Source organism: Pseudomonas sp. BIGb0381 (assembly GCF_024809815.1).
GTDB lineage: Bacteria > Pseudomonadota > Gammaproteobacteria > Pseudomonadales > Pseudomonadaceae > Aquipseudomonas.
Genome location: NZ_JANUEN010000001.1, coordinates 546,845 through 559,422, shown reverse-complemented (window position 1 = coordinate 559,422; position 12,578 = coordinate 546,845). Strand labels below are relative to the sequence as shown.

General features: G+C 60.0%; 14 protein-coding genes. All 14 read right to left on the bottom strand.

The annotated features are described in order from the left end of the window. Window positions 1–1,719 (bottom strand): hypothetical protein, encoded by a 1,719-nt coding sequence (locus M2397_RS02695; RefSeq protein WP_259242251.1) that lies wholly within the window; start codon window positions 1,717–1,719, stop codon window positions 1–3. 100 nt (window positions 1,720–1,819) lie between these two features. Next, window positions 1,820–2,122 carry a hypothetical protein gene (locus tag M2397_RS02690; RefSeq protein ID WP_259242250.1) on the bottom strand — a complete coding sequence of 101 codons (303 nt, stop codon included), beginning with the start codon at window positions 2,120–2,122 and terminating at the stop codon, window positions 1,820–1,822. Continuing rightward, the gene (locus M2397_RS02685) at window positions 2,122–2,490 is read right to left on the bottom strand and encodes a phage tail tube protein (RefSeq protein ID WP_184743380.1); all 369 of its coding nucleotides are present in this window, start codon (window positions 2,488–2,490) and stop codon (window positions 2,122–2,124) included. Before M2397_RS02685 ends, M2397_RS02690 begins: the two co-directional genes overlap by 1 nt. 23 nt (window positions 2,491–2,513) lie before the next feature. After that, entirely contained in the window at window positions 2,514–3,986 is a 1,473-nt protein-coding gene (locus M2397_RS02680) for a phage tail sheath subtilisin-like domain-containing protein (protein WP_259242249.1), read from the bottom strand. After that, window positions 3,983–4,171, bottom strand: a complete 189-nt coding sequence (locus tag M2397_RS02675; protein ID WP_025858885.1) for a DUF2635 domain-containing protein — start codon at window positions 4,169–4,171, stop codon at window positions 3,983–3,985. Before M2397_RS02675 ends, M2397_RS02680 begins: the two co-directional genes overlap by 4 nt. After that, entirely contained in the window at window positions 4,168–4,722 is a 555-nt protein-coding gene (locus tag M2397_RS02670) for a hypothetical protein (protein WP_259242248.1), read from the bottom strand. The genes M2397_RS02675 and M2397_RS02670 overlap by 4 nt, the downstream gene beginning before the upstream one ends. A gap of 2 nt (window positions 4,723–4,724) precedes the next feature. Further along, entirely contained in the window at window positions 4,725–5,072 is a 348-nt protein-coding gene (locus M2397_RS02665; protein ID WP_259242247.1) for a hypothetical protein, read from the bottom strand. Next, complete coding sequence (locus tag M2397_RS02660) at window positions 5,073–5,426, bottom strand: DUF2190 family protein (protein ID WP_122711681.1); 354 nt, start codon at window positions 5,424–5,426, stop codon at window positions 5,073–5,075. It abuts the gene before it with no gap. A gap of 83 nt (window positions 5,427–5,509) precedes the next feature. After that, window positions 5,510–7,519 (bottom strand): prohead protease/major capsid protein fusion protein, encoded by a 2,010-nt coding sequence (locus M2397_RS02655; RefSeq protein ID WP_259242246.1) that lies wholly within the window; start codon window positions 7,517–7,519, stop codon window positions 5,510–5,512. Next, window positions 7,479–8,999, bottom strand: a complete 1,521-nt coding sequence (locus M2397_RS02650) for a phage portal protein (RefSeq protein WP_259242245.1) — start codon at window positions 8,997–8,999, stop codon at window positions 7,479–7,481. Before M2397_RS02650 ends, M2397_RS02655 begins: the two co-directional genes overlap by 41 nt. Continuing rightward, window positions 8,996–9,205: a phage head-tail joining protein gene (locus M2397_RS02645; RefSeq protein ID WP_259242244.1), complete on the bottom strand. Its 210-nt coding sequence runs from the start codon at window positions 9,203–9,205 to the stop codon at window positions 8,996–8,998. Before M2397_RS02645 ends, M2397_RS02650 begins: the two co-directional genes overlap by 4 nt. Beyond that, the gene (locus M2397_RS02640) at window positions 9,205–11,151 is read right to left on the bottom strand and encodes a phage terminase large subunit family protein (protein ID WP_259242243.1); all 1,947 of its coding nucleotides are present in this window, start codon (window positions 11,149–11,151) and stop codon (window positions 9,205–9,207) included. Before M2397_RS02640 ends, M2397_RS02645 begins: the two co-directional genes overlap by 1 nt. Further along, window positions 11,123–11,668: a terminase small subunit gene (locus tag M2397_RS02635; RefSeq protein WP_065890650.1), complete on the bottom strand. Its 546-nt coding sequence runs from the start codon at window positions 11,666–11,668 to the stop codon at window positions 11,123–11,125. The genes M2397_RS02640 and M2397_RS02635 overlap by 29 nt, the downstream gene beginning before the upstream one ends. A gap of 150 nt (window positions 11,669–11,818) precedes the next feature. Next, window positions 11,819–12,559 (bottom strand): hypothetical protein, encoded by a 741-nt coding sequence (locus M2397_RS02630; protein WP_259242242.1) that lies wholly within the window; start codon window positions 12,557–12,559, stop codon window positions 11,819–11,821. Window positions 12,560–12,578: the final 19 nt, after the last annotated feature.

Here is a 12,578-nt window from a genome sequence, read left to right as displayed (position 1 = left end):
TTATGGGGCCATCATTGAGTAGCCAATGTCGGTATCGAATGTCGCGCCCTGGCTGCCCTCGGTCTTAACCTTGGATCCTGCTGGCACGTTATTCAGGTCAACCTGCACCCTAACCGCCTGCGGTGCCGGTGCCAGTTGCTGGGCAGCATCCCTGCCAATCTGTGCCGCACGACGACCGAGATCTGTGTTGGCTGCGGCGGTTCCCGGTCCGGGCAAAGCGCTTTCACGACCACCGTTTCCGGACTCCGGCGCGCCTCCTTGCCCAACAGTCACGCTAACTCCATCAATCCCCAGCAATTCCTTAGCCCAATCGGGGAGACCGTTCTTGATAGCCGATACGGCCTCGGCGATTTTCGCCCCCATAATTGCGCCGAGGTCCCAGCCGGTCAGGTACTTGATGAGGCCGTTGAAGCCTTCCATCATCAAAGTGATGGGGTTGTATTCCTTCCACAGCTTCCAGATACCGTTGATTATTCCGTCACTGAAGGCCGCCTTGACGCCCGCCCATTTGTCCTCGAAGAACCCGACGATGTTGTCCCAGTTCTTGTAGATGACATAGGCCGCGGCGCCGATGGCCACGATGGCCGCCAGGAACCAGCCGACCGGCGTTAGAGTGATAGCCAACCCGAGCCCCTTCAGGGCCAGCGCCAGGTTCAGCACCGCCATCAGGAAGCCGCCGCCGATGTACAAGCCCAGCGCCGTAAATATCAGGTTGGCGGTGCCGAAGGTTTCGGAAAGCGAACCGAATATCTCGATCACCGGCTGAACACCGTCGTACAGGTCACCAAGAAAGCCGGTGACTCGTTCGATGTTCCCAGGCAGGTTTTCAGCGAACGCCGTGGCGAATGCTTCAATCTGGGGACGGTACTTGACGATCGTCTCAATCAACCGCTTGCCCAGCATATTCAACTGCGGCACCAGGGAGCTTCCGATGCTATTGCTGACACCGCCGAGTGCCGCATGGATCGTGTCAAGCGTATCTCCGAAATCCTCACCTTCACGAACGGCGCTGTCAGAAATGACGACGCCGAGGCGACGAGCCTCGTCTGACATTTCCTTGAGCCCCGCACTGCCGCCGCGGATAAGCGGCAGTAGCTCAGTGGCACTCTTGCCGAAGATCTTCACCGCCGCCTGCGCTTGTAGGGAAGGGTCTTTGATCTTCGAGATTCGATCAACGAAGGTGTCGAACAAAGCATCGGAGCTTTTCAGCTTGCCGGACGAATCCTTGATATTGATGCCCAGGCCTTTGAACATTTGCGAAAGCTCTTTCGAGCCCGCCGTTGCTGCGCCGATGTTGATTTGCATCTTCTGCAGCGCACCGCCCAGTGTTTCCGCTGACGATCCGCTGAGCTTCGCTGCAAAGCTGAGTTCCTGGAATCGCTCGCGGCTGATGCCGGTACGCTCGGCAGTGTCACCAATTGCGCCGGTCGCATCAGCGAAGCCCTGGAAAAACATGTTCAGTGCAGCGCCTGTGATGCCCAGCGTGGCCCCAAGCCCCAGCAGCTTGCGAGTGCTCGAGGCAACCGCACTACCCACGCCACCAATCGCACCGCCAACGTTCTTCAGGCTGTTCGCAAAAATCGGCAGACCGGTACGATCAAGCGCACCGGCAATTCCAGCGCTCGCCGCTTTTACCTTGCCGAAGATCCCACGCAACGGCGCCGTAATCTTGTCCACAGCCGCGATGATGACGTTTAGGGAGTATCCTTTGTCTGCCATCCAACCCACTCCTCGGTGCGCTCAAGCCACCAGTTCAGCTCGTCGAAATCCATTTCCATGACTTCCGACGGCTGAACGCTCATAACTTTGACGACGACGGTTACGCCTCCCTCCCACCCCCGAGGTGCTTCAGCAAAAAATCCCGGGCCTCGCCGATGACGGCGGCTTGATCGTCCTCGCTCAGCTCGTCGAGCAATGCAGGAGGATGGCCAACCATCTTGGCGCCGAGGTCAATCAGCGTGGCGAAGTCCATGTCCGCGCCGCCGTTGCCCTTGCCATCCGAAGTGATACGCAACGCATGGCCGCGCAGGTATTTCAGCTTGCGGGTTACGGTCAGCTCAGTGAACGTGTCCTTGCCGAACGTGATTTGCTCGGCGAGTTGAATCGTTTTTTCCTTTGCCATTACTTGATTTCCTCGGCAGAGATGCCTTCGAAGCGGCAAGCGATGTTGCCTTCTTCGGTGTTGCCGGTGCCCTCGCCTGCGTACCAGGCCTCACTCAGGGTGATGACCTTGCCGTTGGCGAGTTCCAGCGTGATGGTTGCGTCATCGAGCGTGACCAGGTCTTCAAGACTCAGCTCGTTGCGATCGGTGATCTCACCCTCAATAAATGGAATCTGAGGGGTTTCCTTGTATCCGTGGACAACGTCGGAGCCCACCACGCCTTCGCGTTTGGGCTTGCCGAGGTTGTAAGTGAAAGCGCCCTTGGCGAAGTAAATGTCGCCGTTGACCTTCAAGGCGATGAGTCCGCCAATACGGTTTTTTCCTGCCATGTTCTTTCTCCTGGCAATCGCCGTTACAGGCGGAACTGAATTTTGTTGGCGACGATTCGCAGCTGGTTGACCAGGTCAGGCGGGATCAGCAGATCCAGGCGATTTGGGTCGCTCTCGTTACGCTCGGCGATCAGGTTGGCCTTGAAGTCTTCCATGTTCTCCACCAGCCCCAGACGCTCCCACTCACGGAACTTCGAGACCGCCTCGGCCTTCATCACCACCGGTGTTACCACTGGCTGCCCGACGCCGTAGCGCGTGCCATCGTTGGCAAGCTTGTGCCGCGGGTACTTGCGCAGGATGTAGTCGCGCCAGTCGTGGCGGATGTACATCAGGGTGAACAGCGTTTCGCTGTCCAGGTAGCTGATGTCAGTGCCGCCGGCGGTGTTGGTTTTGTAGGTGGTGATCAGGCGCTCAACAACCATGGTGCCGTCGTTGTTGACCTTGCTGGTCGCGATTCCGTCGAACAACAACAGGTTCCGTTCCTGGTTGGTGAACTTGTCCGCCGTGGCAGGCGCCAGGCACCAGGCGTACTGAAGATTCTGGATTGGCCGGGCCGGATCGATGGCGGCGTACAGGGCCGCAATGGCCATGGTCTCCGCGGCCTTCTCGTACGTTGGCATCGGCTCGTCGTTGGCCATCATGATGACCAGGTGCTGACTGTTGTGGCTGTCGCCAAGGGTTCCAAGGGAGCCTTGAGTGCCGCGCGCCGCTGTGAAGGCGTGGGCCTCGATTTCACGATCCCAGGCAAAGCGGCTGTTCAGTTCAGTCTTCACCGTCGCCAGGGTGGCTGCGTCGGTATATGCCAGCCCCCATACTTGGAACCACTCATCACCCAGAGCCGCCAGCGCCGAACCCAGTTCTGGGTTTCCAGAGCCGCCGGTGAAAGCGCTGATGGTGACCGCGACACCGGAAGGCAGCACCTGTCCGGTGTAATAGTTCACACGGGCGTTCAAGCTGTTACCGGCCTCGCCCTTATGGCGACTAGTCAGCGTGACGGTGCCCGTTGCTGCCGTGGCGGTAACTGGCATGTCATCTGCGGCCGTAATCGCGGCGACCACAGATGCCGCGATCACGGTTGCTGTGTCGGCACTGATCACACCGACAGAGACGCGACGTCCGGCAATCATCAACTCGATGGTGCCGGATGCTGTGGCGGGGCCGGTGAACGCCAGCGTGGCGGCTGCTGCTACGCCTGCTGGATTATCAACCACCGGCATCACTTGCAGCTCGGTATAGGTATCGATCGCCATCGCCGCGCGAACCATACCAGCCAGCATCGAGCCCTTCCCGAACTGAACATCTGCCTGGGCCGGGCTGGTGATGCGGATCAGGGTGTTGGCAGCGGCAGCGCCGGCGGCCAGCTTCTGACCAATCAGCAGGCGACGGTAGCTGACCGGCTGAGGGCCGCGCACCGCCTTGCTGTTGTCGATCTCGCTGTAGACACCAGGCTTGCGAAGCGCGCCGGCACCAGGAATCGTATCCATTCCGATGGTCATTGTTTTTCACCCTTGGTTTCGGCCGGTACTACAGCCTCTTTGATGACGACGTCACCGGCCTTTTCCTTACGGATCCAGTAACTGTTGAGTTCCACAGGCAAGCCTTCTGGCTTGATCTGCTCATAGGTGTCGGGGTGACGCACCAGGCGGCCCTCGGCCGGTTTCACGAGCACGCGCGTGGTCATGGATTCAGGTCCTCGATGATGGTTTGTGCGCGATCAGCCTGATTCGGCTGCGCGTTGCCCAGGCTGTATTCGGTCTTAACCGACTTCAGGTCTGGCAGGCTTTGGTTGAACAGGTCGTCAGGGTGACGATCAAAATATTCAGCGTCGAAGATGAGGCGGCACGCGCCCGTCAGGTGCTCCGACTGGTCCAGCAGAACCATGCGCGAACGCACGTACTGCAGGTCATTCACCGTATCGCCGAGCGTGTCGTCCATAAGCAGGAGACGCTCAACCTGACGGGCCAGCGTATCGAGCGTGTCGTCCAACGCTTCGTTGCCTTCGGCGTGTATTTCAACCACCAGCTCTACGCGGCGCCTGTACTCCCTGGGGGCCTGGTTAAAGATCTCTGCCGATTCATCCATCGTGTAGACGATGATCGCTGGTAGCTCGCTTTGCCATCCGTTGGAAATGAGCGGAGCCACGCGGCTTGCATAGACGCTGGCCCCCGCATTTGTGGCGCCCAGCAGCACCGCAACGGCCTGCTTGCGGATCAGTTCTCGTGGGTGAGCCATATTCAAACCTTGCGAAGGAACAAAGTTACGCCCGCCACACCGTCGGCTTGCACGTCGTGGATCTTGTACAAAACGCCACGCGCCTGGACGCGATCCCGGTTCGTAGGCTCGTTCGGCAAGTCAATCACTCGAACCCCGAGGGTGGGGTTGTTAGAAGACACCGGCGCGCCCGTCTCAGGATCGACGGTAACGTGGGCACTATCGAACACCGCCTGCGCCAGCGGCACACCAGGCGCAACACCATCGGCCAGCCAGTACACAGCGCCCAATGGATCAAGCTCTGCTGTCGGCTCACTGAAGGCGCGGATCGAAACGCCGAGCATGCGCTGGGCCATTGAGGCCCAGCCCATTTACGCCACCGCCGCCGGCGCGGATACGCCGTTCAGGCGGCAGGCGCCGGTGGCGGATGGGTTAGCGGCAACCTCAGTCGCCATACCCACCAACACCAGGCCGGTGGCCGACACGTTCGTCAGGGCACGGCTGGTGGTGTTCATGTAGATCGGGTCACCGATTGCCCAGGCCTGGGCGCTGATTTTGTTCAGGCCGAACACGCCGTCGAGCTTGAGCACCACCGGTGCAGCGGCTGCTTCGGTAGTAGCAGCCACGCCGACAATCGAACCGACTTTGTAGAGCTCGCCCGAAACAGTGCCGCCGGCTGGTGCTGGAACAGTCAGGCAGTCGCCGTGCTGGATGAAAGTCTTCATGCAAGGTCCCCTTTAGAGACAAAAACTGGAAAACAAAAAGGGCGCCACACGGCGCCCTTTTGGGTTTGGAGCGAACGCCGGGCTTAAGCGCCCAGGTTCTTGTATGCGCCGCGGTAGTCGATCCAGCCGGCGCCGAACACCAGGCGGGCTTTGATTTCCATGCCGTCTACTTCGAAGCCCTCGCGGGTTTCGGTGAACACGCCCTGCTCGCCTTCGAGGTATGCATATTCAAAGGTGTCGATGGAACCTGGCGCAGCGAACAGGTACCACTGGTTACCAGTGATGCGGGCGTCGACGATCACAGTCAGCGAGGCGTTGCGCACATCGTTGATGTCAGCGTTCTTCGCCGGCACGTAAACCGAGCTGGTGAACTGGAAGGCTTCCAGCTCCTTATCCGGACCAACCACCAGGAACTCCGGCGACAGGTTGAGGAACTCGCCAGCTTTGGATTTCTGCTTGCGCATGGCGGCGCGAGCGGCAGCCAAGGTAGTGGTGTTGATCGCACCGCCACTGCCCGCAACGTTGCCGTGGCTTGCGTCGTAAAACGGTACGCCATCAGCGAAGTTCGGGTTACCCAACAACAGGGCCCAAACCACATTCGACTCAGTCGCGGCCGCCGCATTACCCAGCGCAGCCGGGATGCGGGTGAGCGCGCCAAGATCATCGTTCACGATGGTTTCCCAGGTGAGTGCGATGATCTTGCCGAACTTGGCGACTTTGATAGGCGCCCCGTCCTCGGACAGCGTGCCGTACTTGTACTCGCCGTGTTCTTTGACGGCTTCCAGTGCGGAGATATCACCCAGAGCTGCGCGGGTTACGGCGCGGAAGTCCGGTACCGTGGTCTGACGGCCCAGCGGGCGCCAGGTTTGAGGGGCATTGGCGTAAGCATCACGCAGGGTGCGGTTCACAGTGCTACCGAGCAGCAGCGGGAAGTCGCTGGTGCTGTGCATGCCGGCCGCGCGCACTGCTTGGCGATCACAGCCCAATGCTGCGCGGGCCAGTTCCTGCGGCGTCATGCCCCGCGCGTTACCGCCAGCCATCTCGACGAACTCACGAGCCATGTCCACCAGGCGCATGCCACGGAACTCGCGGCCCGCGTCTTCCAGCTTGACGGTGGCGTCGCAGCGGTGCAGCAAAGCATTCTGCATGGCAGAGCGTTTGGCGTTCAGGATGGCGATATCCTGGCCACCGTTCACGGTGGTTGGCTGGCTGTTGCGGGTTTGTGGCTGATCTTTGTTCTGGCGCTCGGCCACGGCATCGATCAGTGCTGCGCTCGCATCGCTCACGGAAACCCCGCGGGCGATCAAGTCTTCGACGACGGCTTCGTCATCGAGACCAACCTTGCGGGCCATGGTGCGAATCGTCAGGCTGCGCTTACGCTCTTCTTCAGCCGATTCACGGCGAAGCTTCTCGTCGGCCGCGCGCTTCTCTTCTTCGGTCATTGCAACTTCCTCTTGGATAATAGGCACGGCGGCCGGTTCTACGATCGGCTCAACTGCCGACCGAACTTCAAAAATAGTGTGGAATCGTTGGCCTTCGTACTCGGCTGGGGTTTTGGCGCTGCGCACTTTTGCGCCGTCATCGAAACCGATCGGGACGAGAGACAGCTCCAAAGGCTCCCAATCGACAGCGCGGTAAGTGGGAAGCTTGTCGTCTTCCTCCTCCACGACTTCGTATCGGTGCACCGCGTAGCCAACGCTGATGTTTCGAAGGATGCCGTCAACAACGTCCTTGAAGACCACGTCAGCGTCTTCACGCTTGCTGAACCGGACCAAAGCGTGACCTTCGCCACCATCGAGCCAGGCTCGCTCTACCACGGCGAGTACCGCACTCAGCTGGTACTGGTTGTGGGTGTCGAGCAGTGGCGCGCCGTTGTTGAGCCGATCGAGGCGAACCGCGCCCTCGCTGACATCAAGCTCTTCCATGTAACTTCCGACATCCCATGACCAGCGCCGGCCTTTAGCGCCGGTCGTCCAGGTCAGTTCGACGGTTCGAGCATCAATGTCGACTGAGCCCGGCCGCACGGCCGCGCGCAGGCTGAGCATCGGCGTCTCATGTGTCTTGCGTGTCATCGCCTGGTTCGGAGTTGGCATCGTCTGGTTTCTCTTCGGTGGATGGTGGCTGACTCGGCGAACCTGCGGCCGCAACTCGGCGCGGGTCGCAGTCCAGCACCAACCCGTACTCGTCGATCATGTCGTTTGCTTTCTTGATTTGTTCGGCGTGCCGCTTGGGGTCGGTGATGCCAAGTTCGCGCAGCGCGTCTGGCCAGGTAGTGAGGCCGTTGCGCACCCGAGTGATGACGTTCTCTGTTTCCGCCTTTGGGTCGACCATGTCGCGGCGCGGAGGAACCCAATAGGCTTTCACGTCATCGGTAACGCCGCCGGGCAGGAGCACCTGCGCCTCCATGAACCAGCGCCATACCTGATCGCAAAGCTGTGGGATCAACATCCGCCACTGCCAAACGTCGACTCGGCGTGCGAAGTTCAACCAACCCATCCGACCGCTTGAAAAGTTGACGCCCTTTAAGTCGCCGGTGAGCAACTCATAAGGAACACCCAGGCCGACGGCCATGGCGTGCAACTGCTGCCAGGAGTATGTCGTGTAGCCGTTGAATGTCGGTGGCGTGCCGAAGCTGACGCTTTCACCGAATCCCAGCTCCTGAATAATGCCGGGCTCCACCCGGTCAATAAGAGGTGGTGTCTTACCGCCAGACGCTGCGTTATTTTCATCCTTGGTGATGAAGGCAGCGAAGCAGGAGGCGATCTTCGCCTGCTCCATCACCGCGTCTTCCATCTCGTCGAAGTTGCGCATGCGCTGGATGACAGGTGCCAGCCAGCTATAGCCGCGAGCTTGGCCGGGGCGCTTGCGGAGGAAGACGTGAATTACATCCTCGGCGGGTACCCGGCGCGATTGTAGGGATCCCCAAACTGCGTTCGCGCCTGGGTGCTCATCGAACAACCAATACGCGACCCGACGGCCGAGCGCGTCGAACTCTACGCCCTGGATAATCCGGTTCAGCCCGACGATGTCCGCCTTTGACTCGTCGAGGAAGTCGGCCTCCAGAACCTGGAGCTGAACGGGTACCGGCAAGCCGTCAGAACTGAAGCGCCGGCGGCGGCGAACCAAGCATTCACCGCTTTCAGCAACGGCCTCCATGATCATGTGCTGCAGGCCGTAAAAATTATCCAGCCCGTCAGCATCACAAACGGTGGTTTCGGCCCATGCCTTCCACAGATCCATAAGCCTCAGGCCGTCGCGATCCCGCTTCGCCAACGGCAACGGCACAATGCCGGCGCCCACAGCGTTGTCAGCAATGCCCGTTATCCCGCGCTCACCGAACGGGTTGTTGCGCCGCTGGTCACGCGCGCGGTTGCGAAGCTTGGCCAGGGCCGGCGCGTTCTCAACGTTCGCGTCGGCACCGGTGGCGCGCCAGCCATCATTGCGCCGGCCGCCTGCCGCACCTTCAAACCGGCGCTCGATCATCTTCAGCGCAATGTCCGTGCGCGCTTTCTTCAGCCGCATCTCGGAGCGCTTCGCTGCATACCCAGGGAACAGGCTGTCGAGCATGCTCATGAGCAGTATCCTTTGGTGAATGAGGTGTAGCGGCGTCCGCCGTCGTTACAGGCGTTCAGACCCATGTCGGTGGCCATCAGCTTAAGGATGCGCATCATCTCGTCGAGTGACCGGTAAGTGACGCTCTTATCGGCATACCTGACCGACAACGCCCCTTCAGCGATTGCCGCCTGCAGGGCGTTGTATTGCTCGATCGTGTAGGCCATCAGTTCTTATTCCAGTGAGAGGATTTCTTACGCGGACGTTCTGCGGCATCCGGTTCGTTGCCACCGGTGACAGCTGCAACAAGCAGATCCAGGTCAAGCCCGAACCGTTGTTGGCAGATGCGCAGGGCGGCGAGCGCGTACACGAAGCAATCGAGCGCCTCGTTTCGTCGTCCGCCGCTGTCCCAACGCATCACGCGCTTGCCTTTGGAGATGGCCGCTTTTTTCTTTTCGGAGGTGAGCTGCTTAACCTCCGACTCGTCGCAGATCACATCGTTGGCCGGGAGGTGAACTACCCCGGGCTGAGACACGCCGGCCTGAGAGGAAGCCGTATCGACCGGCAAACCCATGCGGCTGTAGAGCAACTCTTTGGCGTTGTCGGTACCAACCTCGGTGAGGAAGACCTTGTGCACCTTGTTCTTCGTGCGCGGGAAGTTCGCGATCGGCTTGCCGTAGATGGTCGCACCACGGATTGGCACGACCCAGTGCACGCCATGCTTGCGGCTTTCGGCGTATACCTCGTCGGCATAGTGGCCGCCGGCGTCCCACGTCCAGCGCTCAACCTTCATGACGGTGCCGTCAACCCGGGTGAATTGCCGGTGCAGTTCGAGCCCCACCTTGCGGCGAAGCTCTTCGCTGGCCGGGTCCCCCATAAGGATGAAGCGATGGACAAGCCAAGCCTCCTCGCCGGGACCGAATGCCCAAACACGCCCCTCGAAACGGTCATCCTGGGTATCGATGCCACCCACAAGAACAAGGCCAAGGCCTGGGACCTGCGGATAGACTTCGCGGCGCCCGTACAGAACTTCGGAGTCGAGCTTCTCGCCCTGGTCGTCGTCCCACGTTTCGCCGCGCGTGGTGTTCATGAAGGTGATCAGCTTGGAGACATCGCCTTTCACCTTCAGCCATTCTTCGGCCAGGCTGAGCCAGGTACTCCAGGTGCTGTAAATCGCCCAGATGCTGAAGCTGACGGAGCGCGGGGTGCGCATGATTTCGCCGTCAACTCCAAACCAGTCCATCCCGTCGCGGGTCCAGATGCCGGTGTGTTCGCAGATCCAGCGACCAGTCTTCGAGGCCTCGACCATCTCGTTGTGCCAGATCACGCAGGCTGCGTGCTCGCACAAGTACCAAGCTTTTTCCGCCTCGCCGAGTGCGTTCTTTTCCCACTTCAAGCCGAAGTCGCAATCCTTGCCGCCCCACTTGAGCGTCTGCTCCTGGTGGCAGTGCGGGCAGTCGATGTGAAACTTCAGCAGGTATGGCGACTCCTCGACCGCCTTGGTGATCTGGCAAGAGCCCACACGCTTTGGCGTTGAGCCACGAATCGACTTAGGGTAGATCGCACCGTTGAGGCGCTTGTCACCCAGGGTGATCGGCGAGCCCTCACCTTCGACGCTCTCGTCGAAGTTGGACAACTCGTCGTAGATCACCTCGTCGGCTGACTTCTCGCGGTAGTTGCGCGAAGCCTTGCCGCCACGGATCCAGAGTGTCCGGCGGTTGGCGAATATCTTCTGGTCGAGCGTGTTGTCGCTGTGCTTGCGGCCGAACCACGGCGCCAGGTCACCCACCGCAGGTACGTCTCGGATCATGCCGTTGACGTGGCTCTTGCTGATGTCCTCGGCGTCCGGGTCGGTCGGACTCCACATCATCACGTTGCGGCGCTTGTGCTGAATCTTGTAACCGATGTTCGCCATCAACAGCTTGGTGTAGCCGATCCGAGCCGACTTGATGAAGTTGACGACGTTGATCAGGTCGTTGCCCATGCTGTTCAGGATTGCGACCTGGAACGGCTCGGTCGTCCACTTGCCCTCGTTGTAGGAGGACTCAGCCGACATGTAGAAATTCTTGTCCGCCCACTCGACGGCGGTTTGCGGTGGTTCTTTATAGAGCGCCTGGAGCCCTAGCTTGATCGACTTGCGCAGATCATTCAGCCACGGACTCAGCGTACTCATCTAATAATTCCGGAAGTTGCTCACCAAAGCTGGCGGCAATATTTCGAGCAAGCGCGATCTCCCGCTCGACCGACTCGATGATCCGAGGGTCAACCTCGGGGTGGCGTCGAGTGACGGTCTTTCCGACGGTGTCCAGTTTCGAGCCGATCTGAGCGGCGATTTTTGCCAGGGCAAATGTGGCGAATGGGACAGGCACGAGCTGCTTGTCGAGCACCAGGTTCTTCTTCTCCTGGGCAATGCGCTGAGCGGCGGTAAGGCCGCGGCGCTCTTCGAGTAGCTTGTACTCGATCAGCGGATCGAGACCTTCGGTTCCATCCCCCGTCGGTTGTTGTTTCCTCTGCGCGTGTTCAACGCGGTTTTCCACCACGTTCTGCACGGTATAGAACGCCTCTCGACCGATGCGTGCGACAGGCGCAACCCCCCATTTGTCAAAGGCTTGCGGGGAAATCCCGAGGCTCGAAGCCATCTCGGATTTGTTCAACCACCCGCGCTGTTTGGTTGTTTCGTTTTTGGCCATGATTAAACAACAACCAACCGTGGGAAAAAGGTCATACATATTTGGCGCGCGGGGCCCGAATTACCCGCATGGGGCCGGGGTCCGGGGAAGGACCCAAAGGGGGGTAGCGCACCACCTTGGTGCGTCACACCTGCCCGCAATTGAGAACCCCTATCGTTTCGTAGCCAGAGCCGTGTCCATGGCGCTCTGGAACTCGCGCACCCGGTTAGCCTTCACGATGTTTTCCGCGATCTTGTAGAAAGGAATGATGACTCGGTAACCAGGCTCAGCATCACTGAAGATGAACACCGGACGAACTGCATCACCCCACGCCGTCTTCTTCCGCTCCCAAACACCCTGGGTGCCGTCGACTTCACCGGCAAAATACTTCTGGGCATTGCCCTTGCGCTTACTGCGCTTGCTGCCAGTCGCGTTCGCCTGCACACCACTGACAGTCTCAGCCGCACCAAGGCCCGACAGGATCTTCATGATCGTGCCGCGAGAAACGTTGCCGAACTGATTGAGCGCGGACGCCGCTGGCAGCGCGTACTGCCCTGGCTTCATGATCCCTTTAGCGATCAGGGCTTTCTCGAACCGCTTATGAGGTCGTCGGCCACCCTTCACGGCCTGCTGCAGGTATGTGTCAGCGGGCACGCCCGATGTCCATGCATCCTTAAAGAAGGTGCGGGCTTCAGGCTTACCCTTCGTGGCGGGCTTCACATAAAGGCTATTGAGGGTCGTTGTCGTGGGCCTATCAATACGGGCCTTCAGTACCGACAACTCGCCCTTCTTCACCAGCACAGCCAGGCGGGTAGCCATCAGCGCGAAGGCGAACGGCAGTTGTTTTTCACCAACCGTTCGAAGCGCCTTCGATAGCTCTTCGATGTTGGTTCGTGCATCGATCTGGAACATCTGAGAGCACCACGGCTGG